Raw genomic sequence first — 26401 nt, 5'->3', positions numbered from 1 at the left:
CAGCGCCTTGTGCGTCGCCGGCTCGTCGAACAGTCCGCGTCCGTCGCGTCGCTTTCTACCTGAATCACAGACTGTACCCACAAAGTGTTAGTCACTGTGATTGAAACTACGACCGATGCGGATACGTCAGCTTCAGTGGGGAGACCGCGGCATCTCGATCGTCATCGGGACGGTGCTGCTCGTCGGAATCGTGACGATAACGATGGCGATCCTCGCGACGGCGATTCTCGGGACGGACTTCATCGATCGGTCGCCGGAGGCCGATATCGTCTACGAAGAGGACCAGAACGGGACGGTACTGATCGCGTTGGCCGACGCTCGAGGCCTGTCCGCCGGGAACACCGAACTCCAACTGCGGGGCGCCGGGAGTTGCGGCTCCTGGGACGGCGACGGGACGCTCGGAAAGGGCTCGGTCACGCTTCTCGAGGGCAGCGACTGTCCGGACTCGCTCGAGGAGGGCGACGTGATTCAGGTGATCAGTTCGGGTACGCTGGTGGATACGTACGAGTTACGCGGCGTGTCGTTAGGCCTGTGCGAGGAAGCGATCGACGACGGGTCACTGACGATCACGTCCGGCGAGGAACTCACGTGTAACCTCGGTGACGACTCGGAGCGGGTCGACGTCGATCTGACCATGCACGGTGGCGAACTGAACGGGATGGCCAATCTGAGTATGGCCGGCAGTCTCGATCTCCACGGTGGAACGATCAACGGCGATGTCGACAGTGAACGGATCTCCGAGCTAGAGACCGAGTGGACGATCACCGGCGATTTCAGGATTCCCGATAGCGCGGAAAGCGATACGGTCGCGCTCAAGAGGGACACCGAAGTGGGCGAGCGCATTCTGTCCGAGAAACGGTCGGTCTCTCTCACTGACGCATACGTCGGGGACGGTGTAACCGTGACCGGCACTGACGAACTACTGAAACTCGAGGGAGAATCGTCGATCGACGGCGACGTCCTCGCGGATCGTAATACGGTTCGAATCGGATCGGACAGCATCATCACGGGGCCGGTTACTGCAGGCGAAGTGACGCTCGAATCCAGATCGACGGTCGAGAATACCCTCGACGCCGACGACGACGTCACGCTCAAGAGCAACGCGGTCGTTCGGAACGACGTAACCGGCGTGGACGTGCTGCTCAAAGACGGCGCGACGATCGAAGGAGATGCGACGGCGAGCACGATTACGTGCGAGGGATCGGCGACCGTCGAGGGGACCGTCGACGCCGACGAGAACAACGGCTGCTGATCGATGAACCGGTTCAGGACCGAGCAACGTCTTCGAGTATCTCGAAATCGCTGCATAGTCGCCCTCCGATCGTCTATTCTCCGTGACGAGCACGATCCGAGCGGCCGGCCGCTCGAGCCGCGTCTGACAGTTCTGACAGTGGATTCGACACCTCGCTCGTGACGTACTCGTGGCGTTTCCCCCGCAGTCGCATCGCGGTCAGCGCCTTGTGCGTCGCTGGCTCGTCGAACAGCGCGTGTTCGTCGCGCCGAATCCGTTCCTCGGGGACGCCCTCGTCGGCGCGCAGGTCAGCGAACGCGCGCTCACACTGCTCCCGGATTCGCTCCCAACACGCGCGCTCGTCGACGCCGAGTTCGTGACAGACCGTCGCGACGAGTTCGGCGAGGTGGTTCTGGAAGAGCGCGTAGTACAGTTTCCGGTGGAGATCGGCCTCACCGTCGGCCTCGAGGTCCGAATCCGGATACGGCTCGAGCGAGAGTTCGCGGGTCTCGAGTCGCCCCTCGTGCACCCGAATGCCGCCGAGGTCCCGGATCAGCGTCGCCGTCGGGGTCGCGTCCGCGGCGTCGAAGACGACCAGGCTGTTCTGGAGGTGGCTCTCGAGGGCGATCCCGTACTTGCAACACAGCCGCAACTGTTCGGGGACGACGACCGCGGCGTAGCGCTCGAGGAACGCGAGCGCGGCGTCCGCGCGGTCCGAACGACCGCGCGCCGTCGCGTACCGCTCGATCAGATCGCAGACGAGCGGTCGGCCGGAAACCGGCGAGTCGGCGACGAGGCTCGAGGCGACGACGGGGTACGCGCTGTCCGGACCGTTCCGGACGAGCGGATGCGCCGCGGGATTCGTTCGCAGCAATCCCGACAGGTGCCGGGCGTCGTCGTACGCCTCGCCGCACGGATGGGGGCCGCCGGGCGCGTGATAGCAGGTCGCCGCGGGTTCGGCCAGCAGCCCCAGCGACTCGAGGCATACCCGCTCGGCGATCGCCCGCACGACGTCGGTCACCTGCGGTCCGTTGGCGACCGCGTGGGGCGACAGCGTCCGCACGACGTTAGTCGTCTGGACGGGGATCGCGAGTTTGAGGTGCGGAAGCGGGCCGTCGACGTGGGCCGTTCGGTCGATGTCGTACGGAACGACCGTGCGGAGGTTCAACTGCGGCGTCGCCGGGTGCGCGTAGTCGGGAATCGGGACGACGCGACCGTCGTCGATCCGGTCGGCGTAGCGGTCCGGGATCGTTCGGTGGTACTGGAGGGGATGGACGGGAACGACGGCGCACGCGTCCGGATCGCGGTCGGCCGGTAGCGCTCGCTCGAGCGCGTCCTCGAGGCCGTCGAAGGTCGCGAAGAGGCGATCGGTCAGGCGCTCGCCGTCGACCCCGGTCCCGCCGTCCGCGTGCTCTCCGGCGCGCGTCTCGAGGGCGTACTCGCGGTCGATCGCGACGAACCGGAGATCGATCCGGTCGGTGAACTCGGGCGCGTAGGCCAGCCCCTCCGCCGGAGTCATTCCGCGTCGGATCTTGCCGCTCGGATGGAACGGGTGGCCGTCGGTGACGATGCGCTCGAACGCGGCGGCGTCGTCGGCCGCCGGAATCACGTCCGCGACGGTCTCGAGCGGACATTCGTCCGCCTCGGCGTCGTTCTCGTCGCGAGCGACGGTCCGCGCGTGAGCGTCGCCGGCCAGTCGCGCGAGCGCGAGATTGGCGACGCTCTCGGCCACCTCACCGCGGATCCGCTCGGCCTGCTCGGCGTCGCTGAACGCCCCCTCGCACTCGAGGATCGGAACGAGATCGACGGGGTGATCCAGCGCCGTGAGGTCTCCCGCCGTCCAGCGATAGAGCGGCCCGACGGGCTGGTACCGATCGTAGCCCTGACGCCGTTCGATCGGAACGAACAGGAGGGTCCTGGAGTCGGAACACGGGACGACGGCGAGTCGACGACAGGATTCGGGAACCGCCGCGACGACGGCGTCGGCGACCGATTCGAGGGATCCTCCCTCGAGCACCGACGCTATCGCTGACGTCCGAATCGCGTCCGCGACGGCCGACGTCGACGTCGACTCGAGGTCGACGAACCGAGCCGCGGGAAACCCGGCCGGATCGCCGCGGAGTATCCCGCGGGCGAATCGATGGCAGATTTCGCGTCGGGAACCCTCGAGGGCCTCGAGATAGGCGGCCTCGGCCGGCTGCGAGAGGTCGTGCGTCCGAGCGTATCGGGTCGCGGTACCGACGGTCGCCCGTTCGGCCGCCGTGCGGAGTGTGGGGCGGTCGCGAGGCCCGCGGTTCGTCCCGGTCATGGTAGAGCGACGACGGACCGGACCTTCCACGTGCCACCTGTTAACTCATCGGGCGGCGATACACTGGTTGCGACCGCCCGACTCGGTCCCGTGCAGTCGCCGTCAGTCCTCGTCGTCGAGGTCGACGCTCGGGTGCATCGTCGGCTGCTCGTCTAACGGTTCGGCGAGTGCCTCGCGCATCGTCTCTCGGGCCTTCTCGTCGCGCTCGCGGCGCTCCTCGTCGTCGATCTCCTCGCAGCCCGGCGGCACGTCGCGGTTGCGTCCGGTGAAGTAGCCCTCCGGCGTGACCCAGTCCTGATAGAAGGCGACGTCGGCGTCGTAGATGACCGCGAGGGCGACTTTCGCGCCGTGGCCGGCCGCGACGACGGCCTGATGGGGTTCGTCGGCGATTCGGCCCGCGGCGTAGACGCCGTCGACCGCCGTCCGTCCGCCCTCGTCGACGCTCACGAAGTGTTTGTTGCCCCGTTGCATCCGCCCGACGTCCAGCGGTTCGAGGTAGTCGCTGTTCGGCCACGAGGCCGCGACGATGCGACGCGTCCCGATGGGATCGCCGCCCTCGGTCTCGAGGACGAACCCGTCCTCGAGTTCCCCCTCGGTGACCGGTTCGGCGTGGGTCACGCGTCCGAGCTCGAATTCGGCGCCCGCGGTCCGTGCCTGCTCGCGGGTGAGTCGCAGGTACCGCCGGGCGTCGACGCCGTCGGGGAACCCGGGGTAGTTCTCGAGGCTGGCGTTGCGCGCGAGGATCGACTCCCCGCCGTCGACGACGAGGGTGTCCAGATCCGCGCGAGCGGTGAAGATCGAGGCGGCGAGGCCGGCGACGCCGCCGCCGACGATACAGACGTCTCGCATGGGGGTCCGTTGCCCGGCGGCGGTATAGAAGGTTGCCGTCTCGGGTTCGGAGCGGGACGGAGACGGAGCGAAAAACGAGTTCCGGAACCGCGGGACCGTCGGGCGACCGTCAGTCGTCGGCCACGCCGGGCCCGCTGCTGGCGCCGACGTCCGGCGTCTGCAGCACCGTCACGTCGGTTTCTCGGCCGAGCGGCTCGAGCCGGACGCTCGAGATCTTGTACTCGGGGATGCCGGCCTGCGGGTCGAACGTCTCCTGGGTGAGCTTGTTGACCGCGCCGGCCGCGAAGTGCATCGGGATGAACAGCGTCCCGTCACCGACGCGCTCGGTGACCTGCGCCTTGACGACGATCTCGCCACGGCGGGACTCGACGCGGACGTACTCGCCGTCGCTGACGCCGAGTTCGTCGGCCGTCGACGGGTTGATCTCGACGAAGCTCTCGCCGACGTGGCTCATCAGCCCCTCGACGCGGCGGGTGATCTGGCCGGTGTGCCAGTGGTAGAGGACCCGGCCGGAGGTGAGCGTGAGGGGGTAGTCCTCGTCGGGGAGTTCCCCGGGATGACCCCCGTCGGCGGGCACGAACCGCGCCTTGCCGTCGGGGAAGTTGAACTCGCCCTCCTCGTAGTCGTAGAGGTACGGCGTGCCGGGGTGGTCCTCGTCGGGGACCGGCCACTGGAGCCCGTGCTCGTCGCCCGACTCGAGGCGCTCGTAGCTGACCCCGCCGTAGATTGGTGTGAGATCGCTGATTTCGTCCATGATCTCGCGCGGGTGGTCGTAGTCCCACGCGTAGCCGAGTCGGCGCGCCAGCGCCTGCGTGATCTCCCAGTCCTGGCGGGCCTCGCCCGGTGGCTCCGCGGTCGGCCGGACCCGCTGGATCCGCCGCTCGGTGTTGGTGAACGTGCCGTGTTTCTCCGGCGAGGTCGCCGCCGGCAGGATCACGTCGGCGTGCTCGGCGGTCTCGGTCATGAAGATGTCCTGGACGACGAGGAACTCGAGGTCCGCGAGCGCCTCGCCGGCGTGTTCGACGTCGGGTTCGGAGAGCGCGGGGTTCTCGCCGACGACGTACAGCCCCTCGAGGTTGCCCTCGTGGGCCTCCGCGAGCATCTCGGGCACCGTGAGACCGGGTTCCTCGGGCGGTCGCTCGCCCCACGCGTCGGCGAACTTCTCGGCGACGTCCTCGTCGGACGGGTCCTGGTAGCCGGGCAGGCTGCCGGGGAGCGTCCCCATGTCGCCGCCGCCGCCCTGGACGTTGTTCTGGCCGCGGAACGGCGAGAGGCCGGCGCCGGGTTTCCCTAACTGACCGAGCACCAGCGCGAGGTCGGCCATCGCGAGCAGGTTCTCGGTGCCGGTGCTCTGCTGGGTCATGCCCATCGCCCAGCCGAAGACGACCGAGTCGGCCTCGGCGAGGGTCTCGGCGGCCTCGGCGAGCTCGTCGGGCGAGACGCCGGCCAGTTCCTCGACCTTCTCGGGGGTGAAGGCCTGGACCTTCTCCTTCAATTCCTCGAAGTTCTTCGTGTTGCGTTCGATGAACGCCTCGTCGTGGAGGTCGTGCTCGATGATGTAGCGGATGAGCCCGTTGAGCCACGTCACGTCGTAGCCCGGGTTCGTCCGCACGTAGTGGTCGGCGTGCTCGGCGATGTCGACCTTCCGCGGGTCGAAGACGACGAGGTCGGCGCCGTCCCGCACGTTCTGCTTGATCCGCGTCGCGAGGACCGGGTGTGACTCCGTGGTGTTCGACCCGCTGATGAGGTAGGCGTCGGCCTCGCCGACGTCCTCGTTGATGCGGTTGGTCATCGCGCCGTAGCCGACCGTCTGCTGGAGCGCCGCGACCGTCGAGGAGTGACAGAGCCGGGCGCAGTTGTCGACGTTCTTCGTCCCCAGCACCTGTCGGGCGAACTTCTGGACGAGGTAGGCCTCCTCGTTGCTGCCCTTCGAGGAGGCGAGACAGCCGACCGCGTCGATACCGCGCTCGTCCTGGATGTCGGTCAGCCGCTCGGCGACCAGATCGAGGGCCTCGTCCCAGGAGGCCTCCTCGAGTTCGCCGTCGTCGTTACGGATCAACGGGCTGGTCAGCCGGTTCTCGCTGTTGGCGAACTCGTGGCCGAACTTGCCCTTCACGCAGGTCGAGAAGTCGTTGGCGGGCGCGTCCGCGGGGTCGTCGACGGGTTCGACGCCCAGCGTGTCGCCGTCCTCGCCCCACATCTCGAAGCGACAGCCCACGGCGCAGAAGCCGCAGGTCGTCTCTTCCTTATCGATCTTGTCCAACTGGTGGTTCCCGACCGCCTCGGCGATATCGAACATGTAGCGCTCGGGGAGCACGTTCGCGGCGATTCCCTCGGCGGTGTGTTCGGCCGCGAGGAACGCCTGTTTCCCGTACTCGCTGGCGGCGTCGGCGGCCTTCTCCTTGGCCCGCTCCATGAAGCCGGCGATACCGCGCTTCTCGTTGTTCATGGTCGCCGTGGTGCCGACCGAGACGTCGCCACCGGGGTTCGGCGACCGGTTCGGCGCGGTCGTGTCGTCGAGCGTCTCCGCGTCCTCGCCGTCGAGGACCGTCCCGATCGAGTTGCGCTGGGTGAATCCCGGAAGCGGAAGCGTCGCAGCGCCGCCGATGTCTTTCTCAGTCAGCGCGCCCGTCGGACAGACGGTCGCGCAGTGGCCACAGGAGACGCAGTCGGAGTCGGCCATCGTCTCGGCGTCGGACTGGAAGCCGATGCGGGTGTCCTCGCCGTGGCCCTCGATGCGGAGGACGCCCTCGACCTGCACGTCGTTACAGCCCTCGACACACCGGTTACAGAGGATACACTTGTTCCGGTCGATCTGGATGAACGACGAGGTGTCGTCGAGGGTTCGTACTGATCGCGGTCGTCGAAGACGCCGTACCGCGGGTGGTCGACGCCCTCGCTGATCGCCGTCGCCTGCAGTTCGCAGCGGCCGTTACCGTTGCAGGTCGTACAGCGGAGGTTGTGGTTCGAGAGCAGCAGATCGAGGTTGACGCTGCGGCTCTCCTCCGCGTCGGGCGTGTCCGTCTCCACGGTGAGGCCGTCCTCGGCCGGGAACGAGCAGGACGGGACGAGCCCGTGCTCGTCGGTCTCGACCATGCAGGTCCGGCACTCGCTGCGCGGCCCGATCTCGTCGCCGCAGTCGCTGTCGCGGTCGTAGTGGCAGAGCGCGGGGACGTCGGTATCGTCTTCGTCGTCGATGCCGTCGACGCCGGAGCCGACGCTGACGACGTCGTCGTCGACGGCCTCCATCGCGTCGATGACCGTCGAGCCCGGCGGGACGGTCACCCGCTCGCCGTCGACCGTCACCGTCGTCGGCTCGTCGCCGCGGGTGCCGGCCTCGGGATCGTTCGCGGTCCCGGTCTCGAACTCGGCCGTGACCGGCGTCTCCGCTCGCGGGTCGCTGAGGTCCGGAACGCCCGGAAGCGCCTCGTTCGCGTTCGTATCTGTGTTCGCGTCGGTGTTCAGGTTCGTACTCATAGGTTCTCGGTACAGGTGCCGCTCGGACAGCGGCCGTCGGTGTGCGCGCGGAACTCCGGTTCGAACGCGTCCATCGCCGTGAGCACCGGCCGCGGCGCGCGCGCGCCGATCCGGCAGTTGCTCGTCCGCGACATGACGCGTCCGAGCTCGCGGATCGCGTCGCTCTCGAGCGAGCCGTCGTAGACGTCCCGCAGGAGTTCCGTCAGCTGTTTCGTTCCCTCGCGGCCGGGGACACACCGGCCGCTGTTCTCGGCGGCGGCGAACCGCGCCCGCTCGCCGGCGGTCGCGACCGCACACCGCTGGTCGTTCAGCAGTTCGATCGCGCCCTCCGTCCCGAGGTCGGCCGCGGTCAGCGCGTCGGCCGTCGCGGGCACGTCCAGCGACTCGGTGAGTCCACCGAGGACGCCGCCGACGCAGGCCATCTTGAACGAGCCCTCGAGATCGACGGCCTCGCGGACCGTCTCGAGGGCGTCCTCGGGTCCGAGTTCGACGGTCGCCGGCGACGCCACGTCGCCGGTGACGGTGAACAGGCGGGTCCCGGGGTCGCGGCCGGTCTCGTCGGCGGTGGACGCGCCGTCCGTCTCGTCCGTCAGCAGTCGCCGCACCTGCAGTACCGTCCGGACGGAGTGGATCGCCGTCGGGCGGCCGTACAACCCGTGGACCGCCGGCGACGGCGGCTGTCGCCGCGGCTCGATTCGGTCGTTGCCCTCGAGGGCCTCGAGCGCCGCGGTCGGCGCGCCGGCGCGGTACTCGTCCGGACCGGCGACCAGTTGCGGGACGACGGGAAGCGCGTCGGCGGCGGCGTCGATGGCCGCCGTCAGGTGGCGGTGGAGGTCGGTGTCGGTCTCGTCGACGAACAGCACCGCGTCCTCGGCGCCGACGTGTTCGGCGATCGACGCGATCCCGTCGAGGACGGCGATCGGCGCGGCCGCGAGCAGCGTCCGGTCGACGCGCTGGCGGTCGTCGGCGTCGTTGGCGTTGACGACGACGATCGGGTCGCCGTCGGTTTCGCGGACCGTCGCCCACGTCTCGCCGACGTCCTCGTTCGCGGTCGCGTCTCCGCGACCGCGGCCGAGCAGTCCGGCGCCACCGACGTCCCCCGCGTCCCGTTCGGTCGAGACGAGGTCGTAGTCCTCGGGGACCAGCGGATTCACCCACCCGCACGGGCCGAGGACGTCGCGGCGGCCGACGGACAGCGGGCCGCGCTCGGGGGCGGGAAGTGACCCCGTTTCCGGGTCGTGTTCGACGACCGCGGTGGCTTCCGCTGAGAGGAGGTCGCCGTCCTCGAGGGCGGCGACGACGTCCGCGACCGTCGATCGGTCCGGATCGGGGTGGAACGCCGTCCGGCCGTCGACGGTGGCGAGCACCAGCGGCTCGACCGCGTCGATTCCGGTCGGTCCGGTCCGGACGACCGGAACGGCGTCGGCTGTACTACGGGCCGTCTCGTACGCGATCTCGCGGTCGGCGGTCGGGTCGGCTGCGACCCGGAGGACCGTCGATCGCTCGACCGCGCGCGTATCAGTCATCGGTACCATTTCTCGTTCGAGTCATTTCAGTTTCCGTATTCGCGACGGCCGCGACGCGGCCGTCGCGGCCGCGTCTGCGGTGGTATCGCAGCGATCGTATCGGGGAAGCTCGCGATTCCGTTCGTCGCCGCTCGACGGACGAGGCCGTCTCCGCTCGGACCCCGCGTCGCTCGCGGCGTCAGTCCATCGACGGCTGTGCGGCGCTTCCCTCCGTTTGTTCCGCTTTGATGCTCTCGATGTCGAAACGCAGGAGCGCCATGCAGCCGAGGCCGACGAGGAGCGTGGCGGCGACGATATAGAACGACAGCGAGTAGCTCCCGGTCTGCTCGACGATCTTGGAGACGAGCGTCGGTCCGGCGACGCCGGCGAGCGCCCACGCGGTGAGCGAGTAGCCGTGAATCGCGCCGAGTTCCTTCGTTCCGAACAGGTCGCCCAGATACGCGGGGAGGCAGGCGAAGCCGCCGCCGTAGCAGGTGACGATGGCGAACATGAACGCGGCGAATATCCAGACGTTGGAGATGTTCGGCATCAGCGCGAACGCCACGATCTGAATGGCGAAGAACCCCGCGTAGGTCGTCGTCCGACCGAGGTAGTCCGAGACGCTCGCCCAGCCGATGCGGCCGGCACCGTTGAACACGCCGATGACGCCGACGATGGAGGCGGCCAGCGCGGCCGACGCGCCGGTGATCTCCTGGGTCATGTTCGAGGCGACCGACAGGAGCATGATCCCGGCGGAGATGTTGATGAACAGCGCCGTCCAGACGAGCCAGAACCGCTTGGTCTTGATCGCTTCGTTGGCCGTGAGCTGTGCCAGATCGCTCGAGACGGTGACGCCCTTGCTGTTGGTGTTCTCGAGTTCGTCGGGATCCATCCCTTCGGGGACCCAGTTAGCGGGCGGTTTGGCGAGGTAGTTCGCACCGAGGGCCATCGCGAGGAAGTAGCCCGTCCCGAGGACGTAGAAGTTCATCGGGATGGAAAGGGACGTCATCAGCTCCTGTGCGACCGGCCCGGTGATGAGCGCGCCGGCACCGAAGCCCATGACCGCCATCCCGGTCGCCATGCCGCGGCGATCCGGGAACCACTCGACGAGCGTCGAGACGGGGGAGATGTAGCCGAGACCGAGGCCGGCACCGCCGAGGACGCCGTAAGTCGCGAGGAAGCCGACGTAACTCCCGGCCTGAATCGCGACGCCGGCGAGGATCGTCCCGCCGCCGAACAACACCGCCGCGGTGAGTCCGGATAGCCGCGGGCCGTACTTCTCGACGTACTTGCCGAGGAACGCCGCCGAGATACCGAGGACGAAGATGGCGACGGTGAAAGCGAAGGTGACGTCGGAGATGCTCCACCCGTGGAGTTCCTGGAGCGGATTCTGATAGACACTGTACGCGTATATCGAACCGATCGACAGGTGGATCGCGACGGCGGAGAGCGCTATCAACCATCGATTCTTCTCTGTGTCTGCCCCTGACATACACCACCGTAATACGACGGGTCATTTTTAACAGTTTATAACTGGTGGACCTAAACGATTAGATTATCACAGGTTAAAACGCCAATTAAACTATCCAGCGTTCATCGTCGGAGAATACTGTCTCTCGGTTTTCAATTACGGCCGGGTATCGGTCGCACCGAGCGACCGCGCGGAGCGGTCCGCGATACTCGCGTTCGCCGATCGGGCCGACGCCGTTCGAGTCGCGGGCTCCGGACCGTTCCGATTTAGTCCCTCGAGAACGGCGTTCGTGATATGACGAACCCCCAGTTCGAGGAAGTCAAGGCGGAAGCGGCCGCAGCGATCACGGACGACGAGGCGGAGCTCCGTTCGGTGTACGCCGGGCTCGTCCACGAGGACGGGCGCCACGAGTACTACTTCGGCAACGACACCGAGGAGGCGTCCGAACTCCGCGAGGCCGCGGCGATCCAGCTGGGGATGCTGACCCGCGTTCTCGCCGATCGCTCCGACAGCACCGTCGACGAGATCGCGGAACTCGCCGCCGAGCGCGCCGAGGGAATGGAACTGCGGTGAGCCGGTGCGGACGGCGTCGCGACGCCTCGACGTGACGATCGTGACACGGAGTAGACACCGACGAAGGCGGTGATAACGCTTTTTCCGATCCGCGACGTTCCGTGTCGTAGTGACTCCCGATACGCCGGACCGTCTCCTCCGCGTCGACCTCTCGACGAGAACGGTCGAGAGCGTCCCCGTCCCGGAGGCGTGGCTCCGCCGGTACGTCGGCGGGAAAGGGCTGGGCGCCCGGTACCTCTACGAGGAACTCGAGGCCGGCGTCGATCCGCTCGGTCCGTCGAACGCCCTGCTCTTCATGCTCGGGCCGCTCTCGGGACGCCTGCCCGGCGAGTCGCGGTACGCCGCCGTCACGAAGTCGCCGCTGACCGGCGGCTTCCTCGACTCCTACGCGGGCGGCTCGTTCCCGGACGCGCTCGTCGGCGCGCTCGGGCCCAACGCGGGGCTGCTCGTCACCGGCCGAGCGGACGAACCCGTCCGCGTCGTCGTCGAGGACGGCGCGGCGACCGTCGAACCGACCGACGCGTGGGGCGAAGACACCGTCGAAACGGCGGCGGCTCATCCCGACGCGTCGGTGGCCTGCATCGGCCCGGCGGGCGAACGGGAGGTCGCCTACGCGACGATCGCCTCCGACGAGGGCGACCACCACGCGGGCCGGGGCGGCGCCGGCGCCGTCATGGGATCGAAGCGCCTGAAGGCCGTCGTCGCGAGGGGCGAACCGCCCGCCCTCGAGGACGAGCGACTGACGGCCCTGCGCGAGGCCGCCGCCGAGCGGTACCGCGACGACGAGACCGGCCGCTGGCTGCGAGCGAGCGAGACGGTCGAGAGCGTCGACTTCGCCAACGAGGTCGGCGCGCTCTCGACCCGCGGCTGGGCGGACGGCCGGTTCGAGGACGCCGACGCGATCGGCGTCGGCGCGGTCAGGGAGCGGGCGACCGGACGGGAGAACGAGAGCGCGGACGCCGACACCGACGACCCGGGCGGCTTCCGCGTCGAGACCGACGAGGGCGACTACGTCCCGCGCGGGGCCGCGTCGATGTCGCTGGGGGCCGGCCTCGGCATCGACGAGTTCGACGCCGTGGCGGAACTGGGCCAGACCTGCGACCGGCTCGGGGTGGACCTCATCAGCGCCGGCAGTTCGATCGCGTGGGCGATCAAGGCCGCCGACGCGGCCCTGATCGAGCGCTCGCTCGACTTCGGCGACCCCGACGGCGCCCGGCGGCTGCTCGAGGAGATCGCCGCGCGGGAGACGCCGCTGGGCGACGCGCTCGCCGACGGGGTCGACGCGGCCGCCGAGCGGTTCGGCGGGGACGACCTCGCCCCGACCGTCAAGGCGATGGAGCTGCCGGCGTACGATCCCCGCGGCGCACAGAGCATGGCGCTGGCGTACGCGACCAGCGACCGAGGGGCCTGTCACCGACGGGCCCGGCCGATCGAGCGCGAGGTGTTCGACGGGGAGTGGAGCCCCGACCGCACGGCCGAGACCGTCGTCGCCGAGCAGGATCGACGGTCGGTCCTGTGGTGTCTCATCGTCGACGACTTCGTCGGCGAGGCGTTCGACGACCTCGGCGCGGCGTGGCTCGACGCCGTCGGGCTGGAGCCGCTGGGCGACCTCGCGACCGTCGGCGAGCGGGTCTGGAACCTGACGCGGCTGTTCAACGTCCGGGAGGGCGTGACTCGGTCCGACGACGCGCTGCCGTCGCCGCTTCGAGAGCCCCTCGAGTCCGGGCCCAACGCCGGGGAGGCCGTCGACCGCGAGCGGTTCGAGGCGACCCTCGACCGATACTACCGGAAGCGCGGCTGGGGTCCCGACGGGCGACCGACTCGAGCGACCGTCGAGCGACTGGACCTCGCCGAAGCGGTCGACGACGACTCGCTGCTCGCGTCCTCGACGTCGTCCGTTCCCGAAGAGTGACGCGGACGGAGACGTCCGATCCCGACCGACCGCGAGCGGGTGACCCCGTTCGTCGTCGTCACCGACGTCGACCGCGACCCGCAGTCGCCGACTCGACGCCAAGGGTAATCCTTACTTTCGGACCCGTCGTAGCGCCGCCGTGGACAGAATTCTCCTCAGTACGCTCGCCTATCGCCCGCCCGAGGCGGTCTTTCCGTACGTGCGGTCGTTCACCGACTACCCGCGGTACACGGAACACCTCAAGGAGGTTCGCGTTCACGGCGACGGCGACGTCGGTTCGATCTACGACCTGAAACTGGCGTGGTGGAAGCTCAGCTACACCGCCAGCTCGGAGGTCGTCGCCATCGACGCGCCGTCGTCGCTCGAGTGGCGGCTGGTCAACGACCTCGACGCCCGCGGGGAGTGGCGCGTCGAACCGGAGCCCGAATCGGCCCCCGACGGCGAGGAGACGGCGAGTCGGATCTACTTCGAAGCGGTCTACGACCCGCACTCGGCCGACGAGAACGCGCTCTCGCTCCCCCGGTTCGTCTCGCTGGACTGGGTCGTCAAGAAGGTCGAGCCGAAACTCCTCGGCGAGGCGCGAGAGGTCGTCGAACGGCTCGTCGCGGCCATCGAAGGCGAGCCCCGCGACGTCGAGTTGACGGTTCACGAGATGCCCTGATCAGCGGGACGAGCGGCGCGGCGGTTTTCGGCCAGATAATTCGGTTTCGACACGGACTCTCACCGACGTCGGCCGACGCCCCGACGACCGATGAGCACCAGAAACAGGATGAACGCGACGAGCGTGGCGCACGCGAGCAGCGTCCACGCGTCGTCGTAGCCGCGAGCGTCGACGAGGTAGCCGAACGCCGGCGGCGCGACGAGCGCGCCCGAATTGAGCGCGAGTTGTCCGCCCGCCGTGGCGCTTCCGATCCCGTCGTTCGGCACGATCGAGCCGATACACGAGTAGTAGACGCCGGTGAAACCGAGGATGAACGCGCCGAGCAGCGCGAACAGTCCCAGGACGACGAGCGGCGGTTCGACGAACGGGATCGCCGCGAAGAGGATCGCCGAGACGCCGGCCTGAATCGCCAGGAGCACCAGCGTCGAGCGCGTCAGCGATCCGAACCAGTTGTCGGCGATCCAGCCGAACCCGATGCGGCCGACGCTCCCGCTGGCCTGGGCGGCGGCGAGGGTCGCCCCGGCGAAGACCGAACTCGCGCCGACGACGTCGGTCACGTAGAGGAGCGTGTAGCCGACCGTGGTGAACAGCCCGGCGCCGAGGAAGAACCCCGCGGCGACGAGCAGCACGTACTCCGGATCCCCGACGTGCGTCCGGAGGGACGTCCCGGACTCGTCGGCGTCGCCGGTTCCGGCGTCGTAGCAGACGCGGAAGGCGACGGTAACGACGGCCGCGACCGCGCCGGCCCCGAGAAACGCGACTTCCCAGCCGACGCGACTGGCGCTGAGCGGCACCAGTAGCGAGCTGAGGCCGCTCCCGGCGGTCACGCCCATCTGTTTGATTCCCATCGAGACGTTGAGCCGCTCGGCGGGGATCGCGTTGAAGACGGCCTTGTTCGTCCCGGGGATCGCCGTCGCGTAGAAGGCCCCGAGGACGGCGACGGCGCCCAGCAGACGGGGGTACGTCGAAGCGGCGGTTACGAGGACGGTCGTCGCGCCGAGGCCGGTCAGGCCGACGACCAGCACTCGAGCCTCGCCGTACCGGTCGATGAGGCGGCCGACGGGCGCGACGCAGACCGTGTAGCCGAGCATCAGCGCGGTCAACAGGAACCCGATCCGGGTCGTCGAAACGCCGAACTGCGCTCGAACGAACGGCGTGACCGCGTAGACGGCGTAGAAACAGCCGCTCGCGGCGACCTGCCAGACGAGGATGAGGGCGGTGTACCCCTTCCAGCTCCGCGGCTGTAGATCGAGGGCGGCGCCCGGCGCGGACTCGGTCGGCCCGTTCATCGGTTCGTCCCTGCCTCCGTCCGTTCGGCGTCGTCGTCTCGGTCGGGGCGGGTACGCGGCGCTCGAGCGGAGAGCGCCGCGTTCGATCCGGGATCGTCGATACTACGGTGCCGTCGCGCCGACGCGACGGACGTCGGGTGCTGCGTGTCGATCATCGATCGTGACGGGGAGTTCGCGTGGCTCGCCGGTCTCGAGGTCCGGTCGGCTGCGCAAGCGATTTCGCACTCGGTTCCACCGAATTCGGTCGCGAGAGCGTTCAGCGACGGGCGCCCCTCTCGCGGCGCCGCGCGGTCGGACTCACCACAGCGTGTGCGGCCAGACGAAGGTGAACAGGAACCAGATGAGCCCGGTCAGAACCGCCGTCATGATGGCGTTCAGGACGAGTCCCGTTCGCAGCATGTGGCGCTGCTCGACGTAGCCGCTCCCGAACACGATGGCGTTCGGCGGCGTCGCGACCGGGAGCGCGAACGCGAAGCTCGCGGCGATCGTGCCGGCCACGGCGAGGAACAGCGACGTCGAGAAGTCGGTGAGGCCGAGCGTCGCCGAGAAGACGCTCCCGAGACTGATCAGGATGGGGACGATGATGCTCGTCGTCGCGGCGTTGGAGGTCATCTCGGTCAGGAAGATGACCAGCAGGACGACCACGGCGATGATGAGGACGATGGGCGACCCGACGAGTCCGCTGAAGACCGTCTCGGCGATCCACTCCGTCGCGCCGGTGTCCGCGAGGGCGTTCGCCAGCGAGATGCCGCCGCCGAACAGCAGCAGCGTTCCCCAGTCGATATCGACCAGTTCGTCCCACTCCATCGTGTCGGCCAGCACGAGCGCGGGCACCGCGGCGACGCCGACCAACACGTAGTACAGCAGTCCCTGGTGGCCGTCGACGCCGAAGACCGTCGCTCCCTCGCCGCCGAACAGCGACGTCATCCAGACGCTCGAGAGGTGCGGCTCGAAGAACTCGCCGAGACCGCCGATCATCCAGAGGCCGGCCGTCGCGGCGAAGATCGCGGCGACTCGCTTGCCGCGCGTACTGAGTTCGCCCTCCGCAGCGAGTTGCTCTCTGGCGGTCGCTCGGGCCTCGGTGACGTCCGGAACCTCCGGCGGGTAGAGGACGTAGGTGAGGAGGAACCAGACCAGCGGCAGCGTCACGACGACGATCGGGAAGCCGACGAGGAACCAGTCGGCGAAGCCGACTTCGTAGTCCAGGACGGCGTTCAGTTGGCCGACGAGAATCGCGTTCGGCGGCGTGCCGATGATGGTGCCGACCCCGCCGACGCTCGCCGCGTAGGCGGTCCCCAGCAACATCGAGATCTGGATGTTCGTGAACTCGTTCGTCGCCGCCGGTTCGACGGTTCCGCCGTCGGCGGCCGTCTCGCTCGGTCGGTCGTCGGGGACCGGGTCGTCGGCCGACGCGAGGTCGTCGCGGTCGAGCACCTGCGTGAGGACGCCGACCGCGATCGGCGTCATCATCGCCGTCGTCGCGGTGTTCGAGACCCACATCGACAACGTGGCGGTCACGACCATGATCGCGAGGATCAGCCGCCGCGGCGAACTGCCCATCTTGGCGATGGTGTACAGCGCGATCCGCCGGTCGATGTCGTACTTCTGGATCGCGTTCGCGAGCATGAAGCCCGCCAGAAACAGAAAGATGATGTGATCGGCGAACCCCGATAGCGCGACGTCCATGTCGTCGTAGACGCCGGTGCCGGTCAGCAACAGCGGGATCGTCAACGCGGTAACCGCCAGCGGGAAGGTGCCCGTCACCCAGAGGAAGCCCGCGAAGAACATCGTCGCGAGCGCGTACTGGCCCGTCATCGAGAGGCCGGTCGGAGACGGCGCGGCCGCGATGGCGATCGTTCCGACAACTGCGACGAGGAATTTGATGATTCGCTTGTTAGACTGGCTCATTCGACCGTGTATCATTGATACAGTCGATCATTATCATTATCGTCCTTAAGTCTTGTCATGGGCTCACATCCTGCGAAGCGCCGCCGACCAATCGCTAAAAGTGACGCACGATCGCGCGAATCTGTTCTTCGGTGAGTTCCTCGCTGTAGAGTTCGAGGAGCGTTTGCCGGCGGGACCGAGAGAGGGACCGGTTTCCGCTCTCGAGCATCGAGATGTGGGCCTGCATGAGCTCGGGAACCTCCCGCTCGACCGCCCGCTGCTCGTAGCCGGCCGCCACTCGAAGCAACCGCCAGCCGAGGGGCGAGATCCGGTCCAGATCCAGATCCGGAACGTCAGAAGATGTCATACGTAGTCGGTGCGGTGAATGTCAAAAGGCTTTGTTGAAATCGTTCGGCCGACGGCACCGTCTTTTCGCCCGATACGGGCGGACCGAAATAGCGTGATCGACGACGATCGCCCGAGACCTCCCGGGGTCGGTCTCAGAGGGTGTAGTCCTCACCGCCGTCCTCGCTCGAGAGGAACGCCTCGAGGAGGTCGATCGTCGCTGCGACGTCGTCGACGTGGGCGGCCTCGGTCGGCGTGTGGAGGTACCGCGTCGGGATCGAGATCGCGCCGACGGGTTTGGCGCCGTTCGAGAGCTGGAAGCCGGCCGTATCGGTGCCGCCGGCGGGGAGGATCTCGCGCTGGTAGTCGATCTCCGCCTCGTCGGCGACCGACTGGAGCCGCTTGTGGACCTTCGGGTTCGTGATGACGCTTCCGTCCTTGAGCTTGATCGCCGCGCCGTCGCCGAGTTCGGTGACGCGGTCGCCGGCCTCGAAGCCGGGGATGTCGTTGGCGACGGTGACGTCGAGCGCGATCGCCAGATCGGGGTCGACGTCGACGCCCAGCGCGCGGGCGCCCCGCAGGCCGACCTCCTCCTGGACGGTCGCACAGAAGTGGATCGTCACGTCGGGATCCTCGAGCCGGCCGGCCGCCTCGAGCATCGCGAACAGGCAGATCCGGTCGTCGAGCGCCTTGCCGGTGACCGTCTCGCCGACGCGCTCGGTCGTCTGATCCATCGTCACGAGGTCGCCGGGCGAGACCCGCTCCTCGAGTTCCTCGTAGGGGAGGCCGACGTCGACGACGACGTCCTCGACCTCGGGGGTCTGCTCCCGTTGTTCGTCGCTCAAGGTGTGCGGCGGCGGCGAGCCGATGACCCCCGGCAGGTCGCCGTCGTCGGTGTGGATCGTCACTCGCTGGGCCTTGAGGACGCGCGCGTCCCAGCCGCCCAGCGCGTCGAGTTCGACGAACCCGAAGCCCTCGTCGTCGCCCTTGAGGTGGCGAACCATGAAGCCGATTTCGTCCATGTGGGCCGCGACGGCGACGGAGTAGTCCGAATCGCCCTCGAGCGTTCCGACGACGTTGCCCATCGCGTCGGTTCGGATCCGGTCGACGTGCTCCTCGAACGCGTCGACGACGAGGTCACGGACGCGGTCCTCGTAGCCGGGGACGCCACTCGTCTCGGTCAGTTCCGTGAGAAACTCGAAATCGAACGGGGCGGATGCCATGACCGATCTTGTGATGGGTTCGATTATAAACCCGCGGATGACGAGCCCTCGGCGAGTTCGGTGCGCGAAACCGATTCGCGGGTCGTTCGCGGGCCACGCGTGCGAATTACTCGTGACGGTCGTGGCGGGTTTCCATATTAACCGCGGAGTATTAACGCGGTGGTCCGCTAGACGTGTGTATATGAGTGACGTACGTGTCGCAGGTGTCGGCCTGACCCCGTTCGGAAACGCGCCCGAGCGGACCAGCCGGGACCTCTTCGCGGAAGCGAGTATCACGGCGTTCGAGGACAGCGGCGTCCCTCGAGACGACGTGGACGCCCTCCTCTACGGGAACTTCATGGGCGAACTGTCCGAACACCAGGGCCACCACGGCCCCCTCATGGCCGAGGCCGCGGGCGTACGGGCGCCGGCGACCCGCTACGAGTCCGCCTGCGCCTCGAGCGGGGCGGCCGTCCGGGACGCGGTCATGCGAATCCGCAACGGCGAGGACGACGTGATCCTCGTCGGCGGCGCCGAGCGGATGACCAACCTCGGCACCGCGGGCGCGACCGAGGCGCTCGCGATCGCCGCCGACGACCTCTGGGAGGTCCGCGCGGGAATGACCTTCCCCGGCGCCTACGCGCTGATGGCCCAGGCCTACTTCGACGAGTACGGCGGCGAACACGAGGACCTCGCCCACGTCGCCGTCAAGAACCACGAGAACGCCCTGAACAACGAAAAGGCCCAGTACCAGAGCGCGATCGAGGTCAGCGACGTCCTCGAGGCCCCCCAGGTCTCCAGCCCGCTGGGACTGTACGACTCCTGTCCGATCTCCGACGGCGCCGCCGCGGTGGTCCTCACGAGCGAGGCGTACGCCGAAGAGCACGGCCTCGAGGCGCCCGTCTCGATCAGCGGCACCGGACAGGGCGGCGATCGGATGGCCCTCCACGACCGCGAGTACCTCGCGCGCTCGCCCGCGGCCCGCGAGGCGGGCGACGAAGCGTACGCCGACGCCGGCGTCGACCCCGCGGACGTCGACTTCGCGGAGGTCCACGACTGCTTCACGATCGCCGAAGTGCTCGCGATCGAGTCGCTCGATCTGTTCCCGATCGGCGAGGGGGTCTCGGCGGCCCGCGACGGCCGGACGACCGCCGACGGCGAGACGCCGATCAACCTCTCGGGCGGCCTGAAGGCCAAGGGCCACCCGGTCGGCGCGACCGGCGCCTCCCAGATCGCCGAAGTAACCAAACTGCTCTCCGGAAAACACCCCAACAGCGAGTTCGTCGACGGTGCGACGACCGGCGTCGCCCACAACGCGGGCGGCACCGTCGCGAGTGCGACCGTTCACGTCCTGGAGGTGAGCGAGTAATGAGCGAAACCGACTCCGAAACCCGAGACGCCGGCTTCGACGAGTGGCTCGACGCCGCAGAGGAGGACCGAGCGTACTACCTCGCGTGTCCGAACGACCACGGCTCCCTGCCGCCCCGTCGGGTCTGTCCCGACTGCGGCGCGACCGAACTCGAGGACCTCGAGTTACCCGACAGCGGCGAGATCCGGACGTTCACCGTCACGCACGTCCCGACGCCGGCCTTCGAGGAGGACGCCCCCTACGCGACGGCCGTCGCGCGCTTCGGTCCCGTGCGGATCACGGGCCAGGTCGTCGGCATCGACCTCGAGGACGTCGAGACCGGACTCGAGGTCGAGATCGAGGTCACGGTGTCGGAGACGACGGGCGAACGCGTGCTCGGGTTCAGCCCGGTATAGCGGGCGAATCGCGGTCTGCGGCGCCGTTCGCTACGCCTTCGCAGACGCGGTTCGCAGACGATTTTCTCGGCCGCGTTTCTCAGTACGGGACACTCTCTCGTCCAGCTGTGCGACGCACTCGGAACGATTAGCGCGTCGCTCCGGACGGACGGAGTCTCCCCCGCCACGACGTGAGATAAATCGGTGGACAGAAACTGCGAGTACCCCTACCCGCTGTCCACCGTCCTACTCGACGAATCACACTTCCACGAAATATGCTTTGTGGCTCAGTTCGCGACTCGAACGGTGAGTCGTCCGCACCGAACGGCGGCAGAAGAGACGGGTCTCCTGTCGCGGAGCTCGGTCAATCCCGCCGTGACCGTCGTTAATCCCCGATATCGAGGTCGACGTGTGGCAGTTCAGCGGTCAGATACTCGACGAACTTGTCGGGGTGCTCGGCGTGGGGCAGTTGCGTCGCGTAGTCGACGACGACGAGGTCGGTGTCGGCGGCCTCGGCGAGGTCCCGGCCCTCGCGCAGCGGCACGAGATCGGCGTCGCGACCCCAGACGAGCGTGGTCGGAGTCTCGAGGCCGGCCAGTTCGGTCTGCAGGTCGAAGTCGGGGTCGAGGGTGCCGCTGCTGAACGAGGCGGGCGCGTAGCGGGCGCCGGGCTGGTGGGCGCTCCGCCACGCGTAGTCGACCGTCTCGTCGTCGATCCGGTCGGAATCGTAGTAGCCGTCGCGGTCGTAGAAGTAGCGAATCGAGGGTTTGCTCGCCAGCAGGTTGTAGAGCGTCGTCCCGACGACGGGCGATCGAACGAGAGTCCGAACCCACGGCCGTTCGTCGGCGGTCTCGTCGGTCGGGCAGATCAACACGAGCTGTTCGAAGTCGTCCCGGTCGGAGGATTCGGTCTCCGCGGCGGCCCCGACGGCGAAGGCGCCGGTCAGCGAGGAGGCGACGACGATCGGTTCGTCGGTCACCTCGTCGGCGAAGTCGCGGAGGAACTCGGCGTAGAGCGTCGCCGAGTAGACCAGCGGCGGTCGCTCGGAGCGGCCGAACCCGGGAAGGTCGACGGCGATCACGTGGTAGTCCTCCGCCAGTCGCTCGACGATCGGCCGGAACTCGTGGCTGCTCGCGCCCGCGTAGATCCCGTGACAGAGGAGCAGGTCGGGATCGTTCGGATCGCCGGCGACGGTGTAGCGCGTCTCGATGCCGCGCCAGCGATACGTCCGCTCGATCCCGACGAGTGGGTTCTCGAGGTCGCCCGCTCGGTTTTCGAGGAGGCGATTGCCGAGGACAGCTGCGCCGACGGTGCCGACCGCTGCGCCGAGGACTGTTCGGGCTTTCATGACCGATCGGTACGACCGCGAACGTCTTAGATTTGCGGTTGGAACGCGGTCGCCGACACCGGGATCGCCGCCGGTATCGCGTCGATTCCGTCAGCCGTCGTCGATCTCGAGGTCCTCGAGACAGGTCTCGACGGGGGCCAGCACGTCGTCGGCGATGGAGTAGGGATCGGTCTCGCCCTGCCGGACCGCCTCGGCGAGGTCGTCGACGCCCCCGGCGGCCGCGAGTCGGTCCTCGAGCATGGCGTGGACGTCCTCGCGCAGCAGTGTGCGGATCTCCTCGGCGTAGCGGCCGCGGACCTGTTCGGCGTGCTCGCCGGAGTCAACGAGGTACTGCCGGTGGTCGGCGAACGCCTCGAGGAGGTCGTCGACCCCCTCGCCGCGCGTGGCGACGGTCTCGACGATGGGGGTGGTCCACGTCTCGGCATCGGCGTCGGCGTCGTCGACGTCGTCCTCGGGATCCCAGTCGTCGTGGGCGTCGATGACCTCCTGGCTGTGGTGGCCGCCCCCGCCGGCCATGCCGCCGCCCTCGTCGAGCTGGATCATATCGCGCAGCTCCTGGACGGTCCGGTCGGCGCCGTCGCGGTCGGCCTTGTTGACCACGAAGACGTCCGCGATCTCGAGGATCCCCGCCTTCAGCGTCTGGATCTCGTCGCCCGAGCCGGGCGGGACGAGGACGGCAACGGTGTCGGCGGTGCGGACGATGTCGATCTCGTTCTGGCCGGCGCCGACGGTCTCGATGATGATCTTGTCCTTGCCGAAGGCGTCCATCGCCTTGACGGCGTCCGCGGTGGCGGTCGACAGCCCGCCCAGCGTCCCGCGGGCGCTCATCGAGCGGACGAAGACGTCCATGTCGCCGACGGTCGAGGCCATCCGGATGCGGTCGCCGAGCACCGCGCCGCCCGTGAACGGCGAGGAGGGGTCGATCGCGATGACGCCGACCGTCTCGCCGCGGTCGCGGTAGGTCTCCGCGAGTTTGTCGACCAGCGTCGACTTCCCCGCGCCGGGGCTGCCCGTGACGCCGATCACGTCGGCGTCGCCGGTGTGGGCGTACAGTTCGGAGACGAGGTCCCGGTAGCCCGACGACCGGTTCTCGATCTTCGAGATGACTCGAGCCAGCGCGCGGTGTTCCCCCGCGAGCAGGTCCTCGAGTAACTCCTCGTCCGCGTTCATCGCTCGGGGGCGTTCTCGCGGACGAACTCGATGGTCTCCTCGACCGACGTCCCGGGGCCGAAGATGGCCGCGACGCCCTCCGCCTTCAGTTCGGCGCGGTCCTCCTCGGGGATGACGCCGCCGGCCAGCACGAGCGTGTCCTCCTTGGCGCCGTACTCTTCGAGTCCGTCCATGATCTTCGGGATGAGCGTGTCGTGGGCCCCCGAGAGGATGGAAATTCCGAGCACGTCGACGTCCTCCTGGACGGCCGCCTGAACGATCTCCTCGGGCGCCTTGTGCAGCCCGGAGTAAATAACCTCGAAGCCGGCGTCGCGGAACGCCCGCGCGATGACGTGGGCCCCCCGATCGTGGCCGTCGAGACCGACTTTGGCGACGAGACACCGGATCGACTCCTGTTCCTGTTCGCTGCTCATAGCGGGGGTTCTTCGTCCGACCGTTTGACTTTAACGGAAGACATTAATGGAAGACTATGAAGGATGGGGAGATCCGTTCCCGAGCGGGAACAGGATCGAGTCGGCGATTTGGGCCCGTGCCGGGCTCCGCGAACCGACTCTCATTCGCTGCGGTGAAACCCGTCGTACAGTAGCTGCTGACGGAATCGGGAATCGAGAGAATCCGTAATTTGTCCGTTCGGACATTCTATATTGTTACTTGTAACCCCTTGGTCTTTGGGGTCGTAATTGTGCTATTGAACACGGCTTTTCGCTCCGCCATCGAGGATCGAGACGCATGCGAGAAATCAGTGAAATACGCTTCAAGACGGTCGGCGAAGCCGAGAATAGACGGCTCATCGAACGGTACGTCGTCGACGCGATCGATAGGCTCCCGGAGTTGCCGTGCTGTGAGTACGCGGCGTTCATGCCCGTTACGCACGAGGCGGTCGACGGTAGTAACGTGTGGCTCACGGTCGCTGGCGATAGTGACGCCCTCGTCGAACACGAATCCGAGGCGTGGGACGCGCTCGTCGAAGCGGACCTCGTCTCGGAATGGGACGTGACGGAAGTTACGGAGGACTGGTACGAGACCGCCGGCGAGCAGGGCGGCGAGTTGCTACTGCAGTGCCACGACGTTGCGAACCAGCTGACGAGCGCCGCGTTCGAGACGTTCGACACTCGGCCCGCGCCGATCGATACCTATCCGAACGAGGATTCGAACCAACCGATCGGGTGGTGGATGGTGCTCGAAATCGCGGCGGGACACCAGGAGTACTCCTTCGGTGAACGGGCGGAGCTGTTCCTGTCCGGACTCGAGCATACCTACGAAGATATCGCGGAGCTCGGATCGTCCGAGAAGGCGGCACAACACATCGACGAGGGCATTCGGGCGCTCGAAGCGCTTCGAGACGATCTCACGGGTGAGACGGACGACGGCTGAATCACCAGCGATCCGGACAGATGGTGCTGATCGCTTACTGAATACGTGGTCATCGTTCGACGCGACCGACCGACGACTCGACGCGAGTCCTCGCGTCGATCGACTCGTAAACTGCTTCGGTAATCGACTAACTCGGTGACCTCACACGGCGCCGACGCGTTGACCCGGATCCCGTCGCCGCCGTGATCACAGGCCATGTCGTTCGTCATTGAGGCCAGCCTGCCTTTCGCGGAGTCGTACTCCGTCCAGTCCGGCGGGGCGACACGCGGTTTTCTCAGCGAATCGCGGCGGGTCGCCGAGTCCGTGAGCGCCGCCCGTAACGACCGCAACCGCGTTCGGAGGCGCCCTGACATCTGTTCGGGGTCGGGTGCGAACCGCGAGCCGACGAGACGAACCGAGTGATATCGGTCGAACCGATACCGCGGAAACGGCCGTCTCGTGAGAGAAACTCCCCCGAACCAAAGGCTAAAGAACGTAACGACCTAACATTCGAATAATGACTATCGTTCGTTTACTGCGGAGGGATCTCTCGTGGGCGTCGAAATAAAAGAGACCAGGGTATCCGACGCCGAGTTCGAGGAGATGAAAGGGTTCGTCTTCGAGTATCTCGCGGCCAGCGTCGAGAAGGAAGAGGAGGGCGGTCGGATGCGCTGGTACCCGTGGCACTCGGCGGAGTACCGACACAACCACATCCTCAACGTGGTCGAACTCGCGACGGATATCGCGCGCGAGGAGGGCGCCGACGTCGACGTCACCCGCGTCGCCGCGCTCTTTCACGACGTCGCCAAACTCGAGACCGATCAGGAGCTCCACGCCGAGGCCGGCGCGCGCGTCGCCCGTGAGTACCTCGAGTCCCGCGCGGACTACCCCGAATCGTTCATCGAGCAGGTCTGTCGGGCCATCGAACACCACTCCTACCAGGGCGACCTGACCGATCTCGCGCTCGAGGCCCAGTGTCTCATCGAGGCCGACCTGCTCGACAAGGTCGGCGCCAACGGCACCGCCCTGATGCTGTTGCGGATGGGCTACGAGGCGCGGACCCACATGGACTGCGACGAGATGGTCGAGCGCGTCCTCGAGCGCGGCTACGATGCCGCCTCGCGCGTCCAGAGCGACACCGCCGAGGGGATCGCCCACCGGCGCCTCAAGCGCGTCAAGTGGTTCCGCGAGTGGCTCGAGGACGAAATCGCCGCGATGGGCGACTAGAGCGCCGGCCCCATCCCGTCCGACCGGTCGATGAAACACCCTTCTCGAGCGCCCGGTCCCGCCGATTCCAGACGAGAGCCGTCGACTTCTGCACGAGAATCGCCTCCGCTCGAGAGCGACGCTCTCAGTCCCGTCCGGGCGCGAAAGGGGAAACGCTTCGGCGGCCGATCGGTGTCGATTGCGTCTCGACGGACGAACGAGGCGTTTCAGATACGAATCATATCGGATCGAGACGGCCGTTGCGTTCATGACAGTGTAGCCTCGAATCGGTGGTAATGGGACGCGTTCGCCGAACCGGCCTCGTCGTGTGTTGTTGCCTAGCTATACTGACAGTCGGGCCGGTCGTCGGGGCCGTACAGCAGTCGGCGGCCGTCGCCGACGGATCACCGGCTGCGAGCCAGACCGAGGTCGACGCCGACGGGCAGGCGTCGGCTTGCTTCGACGCCGGAGGCTCCGAGTTCGTTATCGGTTCGTCGGACGGGACGAACATCTGGGTCCGCCTCCACGCCGGGCCGCTCACCGATTCCGGCTGGGCGATCGGCGCCGAAATGATCGGCTCGACCGGGGGGACCTCGATCGTCGAGGTCGTCGCCGGGATCCAGTTCGTCGGCGACGGCTTCCTCGATCTCCTCTCGAGTCCCGGGGAGTCGGTCGAACTGATCAGCGGGTTCGACTTCCAGTTGCCGATGCTCGAGATGGCCTCGAGCGGACTCGGCGCCGGCGAGGTCGCCGGGAACGACGACGGCGCCGAAAACGAGAGCGAAGACGGTGCCGCGAACGAGAGCGAAGACGGGCAATACGGCGACGAACGGGCCGCCGACAGCCCGTTCGAGATGATTCGGTGCTGAGT

General features: G+C 67.8%; 20 protein-coding genes and 1 pseudogene. 9 read left to right on the top strand and 12 right to left on the bottom strand.

All coding sequences use genetic code 11. The annotated features are described in order from the left end of the window. Positions 1-115: 115 nt before the first annotated feature. On the top strand, positions 116-1252 hold the full coding sequence (locus HTZ84_RS12720; RefSeq protein WP_174681024.1) for a polymer-forming cytoskeletal protein: 1137 nt from the start codon (positions 116-118) through the stop codon (positions 1250-1252). Between the two features lie 73 nt (positions 1253-1325). Here HTZ84_RS12720 and HTZ84_RS12715 read toward each other — a convergent pair whose 3' ends face one another. The 5 genes and pseudogenes from HTZ84_RS12715 to HTZ84_RS12695 all read right to left on the bottom strand — a co-directional run bounded on the left by HTZ84_RS12715 (position 1326) and on the right by HTZ84_RS12695 (position 10862). Beyond that, entirely contained in the window at positions 1326-3539 is a 2214-nt protein-coding gene (locus HTZ84_RS12715) for an IucA/IucC family protein (protein WP_174681023.1), read from the bottom strand. 102 nt (positions 3540-3641) lie between these two features. Next, the gene (locus HTZ84_RS12710) at positions 3642-4388 is read right to left on the bottom strand and encodes an NAD(P)/FAD-dependent oxidoreductase (protein ID WP_174681022.1); all 747 of its coding nucleotides are present in this window, start codon (positions 4386-4388) and stop codon (positions 3642-3644) included. Between the two features lie 109 nt (positions 4389-4497). Next, a pseudogene (gene fdhF / locus HTZ84_RS12705) lies at positions 4498-7865 on the bottom strand (formate dehydrogenase subunit alpha). Continuing rightward, positions 7862-9391, bottom strand: coding sequence for an NADH-ubiquinone oxidoreductase-F iron-sulfur binding region domain-containing protein (locus HTZ84_RS12700; RefSeq protein ID WP_174681021.1), 1530 nt, complete (start codon positions 9389-9391; stop codon positions 7862-7864). The pseudogene fdhF and the gene HTZ84_RS12700 overlap by 4 nt, the downstream one beginning before the upstream one ends. A 178-nt stretch (positions 9392-9569) precedes the next feature. Further along, positions 9570-10862, bottom strand: coding sequence for an L-lactate MFS transporter (locus HTZ84_RS12695; RefSeq protein ID WP_174681020.1), 1293 nt, complete (start codon positions 10860-10862; stop codon positions 9570-9572). 273 nt (positions 10863-11135) lie between these two features. On the opposite strand from HTZ84_RS12695, the gene HTZ84_RS12690 reads away from it, so the two are divergent. From HTZ84_RS12690 to HTZ84_RS12680, 3 genes are all read left to right on the top strand, one after another. Continuing rightward, positions 11136-11414 (top strand): hypothetical protein, encoded by a 279-nt coding sequence (locus HTZ84_RS12690; RefSeq protein ID WP_174681019.1) that lies wholly within the window; start codon positions 11136-11138, stop codon positions 11412-11414. Positions 11415-11523: 109 nt separating this feature from the next. Then, positions 11524-13326, top strand: coding sequence for an aldehyde ferredoxin oxidoreductase family protein (locus HTZ84_RS12685; RefSeq protein WP_174681018.1), 1803 nt, complete (start codon positions 11524-11526; stop codon positions 13324-13326). Between the two features lie 139 nt (positions 13327-13465). Continuing rightward, positions 13466-13987 (top strand): SRPBCC family protein, encoded by a 522-nt coding sequence (locus HTZ84_RS12680; protein ID WP_174681017.1) that lies wholly within the window; start codon positions 13466-13468, stop codon positions 13985-13987. 59 nt (positions 13988-14046) lie between these two features. On the opposite strand, the gene HTZ84_RS12675 is transcribed toward HTZ84_RS12680, so the two are convergent. The 4 genes from HTZ84_RS12675 to HTZ84_RS12660 all read right to left on the bottom strand — a co-directional run bounded on the left by HTZ84_RS12675 (position 14047) and on the right by HTZ84_RS12660 (position 18731). Beyond that, positions 14047-15276 (bottom strand): MFS transporter, encoded by a 1230-nt coding sequence (locus HTZ84_RS12675; protein WP_174681016.1) that lies wholly within the window; start codon positions 15274-15276, stop codon positions 14047-14049. A 297-nt stretch (positions 15277-15573) separates the two neighbouring features. Continuing rightward, entirely contained in the window at positions 15574-17199 is a 1626-nt protein-coding gene (locus tag HTZ84_RS12670; protein WP_174681015.1) for an SLC13 family permease, read from the bottom strand. Between the two features lie 79 nt (positions 17200-17278). After that, positions 17279-17530, bottom strand: a complete 252-nt coding sequence (locus HTZ84_RS12665) for a hypothetical protein (RefSeq protein ID WP_174681014.1) — start codon at positions 17528-17530, stop codon at positions 17279-17281. Positions 17531-17663: 133 nt separating this feature from the next. After that, a complete protein-coding gene (locus tag HTZ84_RS12660; protein ID WP_174681013.1) occupies positions 17664-18731 on the bottom strand; it encodes a M42 family metallopeptidase in 1068 nt (355 codons plus the stop codon). A gap of 181 nt (positions 18732-18912) precedes the next feature. Here HTZ84_RS12660 and HTZ84_RS12655 point away from each other — a divergent pair, with 181 nt between their 5' ends. After that, positions 18913-20079, top strand: coding sequence for a thiolase domain-containing protein (locus tag HTZ84_RS12655; protein WP_174681012.1), 1167 nt, complete (start codon positions 18913-18915; stop codon positions 20077-20079). After that, positions 20079-20474 (top strand): Zn-ribbon domain-containing OB-fold protein, encoded by a 396-nt coding sequence (locus HTZ84_RS12650; RefSeq protein ID WP_174681011.1) that lies wholly within the window; start codon positions 20079-20081, stop codon positions 20472-20474. The genes HTZ84_RS12655 and HTZ84_RS12650 overlap by 1 nt, the downstream gene beginning before the upstream one ends. Positions 20475-20838: 364 nt before the next feature. Here HTZ84_RS12650 and HTZ84_RS12645 read toward each other — a convergent pair whose 3' ends face one another. The 3 genes from HTZ84_RS12645 to HTZ84_RS12635 all read right to left on the bottom strand — a co-directional run bounded on the left by HTZ84_RS12645 (position 20839) and on the right by HTZ84_RS12635 (position 23384). Then, positions 20839-21801, bottom strand: coding sequence for an alpha/beta fold hydrolase (locus tag HTZ84_RS12645; RefSeq protein WP_174681010.1), 963 nt, complete (start codon positions 21799-21801; stop codon positions 20839-20841). Between the two features lie 90 nt (positions 21802-21891). Beyond that, a complete protein-coding gene (gene meaB / locus HTZ84_RS12640) occupies positions 21892-22971 on the bottom strand; it encodes a methylmalonyl Co-A mutase-associated GTPase MeaB (RefSeq protein ID WP_174681009.1) in 1080 nt (359 codons plus the stop codon). Then, entirely contained in the window at positions 22968-23384 is a 417-nt protein-coding gene (locus tag HTZ84_RS12635) for a cobalamin B12-binding domain-containing protein (protein WP_174681008.1), read from the bottom strand. Before HTZ84_RS12635 ends, meaB begins: the two co-directional genes overlap by 4 nt. 316 nt (positions 23385-23700) lie before the next feature. On the opposite strand from HTZ84_RS12635, the gene HTZ84_RS12630 reads away from it, so the two are divergent. The 3 genes from HTZ84_RS12630 to HTZ84_RS12620 all read left to right on the top strand — a co-directional run bounded on the left by HTZ84_RS12630 (position 23701) and on the right by HTZ84_RS12620 (position 26399). Continuing rightward, entirely contained in the window at positions 23701-24345 is a 645-nt protein-coding gene (locus tag HTZ84_RS12630; protein WP_174681007.1) for a hypothetical protein, read from the top strand. Positions 24346-24876: 531 nt separating this feature from the next. Then, on the top strand, positions 24877-25551 hold the full coding sequence (locus tag HTZ84_RS12625) for an HD domain-containing protein (RefSeq protein ID WP_174681006.1): 675 nt from the start codon (positions 24877-24879) through the stop codon (positions 25549-25551). 275 nt (positions 25552-25826) lie between these two features. Beyond that, a complete protein-coding gene (locus tag HTZ84_RS12620) occupies positions 25827-26399 on the top strand; it encodes a DUF7332 family protein (RefSeq protein ID WP_174681005.1) in 573 nt (190 codons plus the stop codon). Positions 26400-26401 lie beyond the last annotated feature (2 nt).

It is taken from the genome of Haloterrigena gelatinilytica (assembly GCF_013342145.1).
In the GTDB taxonomy this organism is placed as follows: domain Archaea; phylum Halobacteriota; class Halobacteria; order Halobacteriales; family Natrialbaceae; genus Haloterrigena; species Haloterrigena gelatinilytica.
This window is presented reverse-complemented; position numbering and strand designations above follow the sequence as displayed.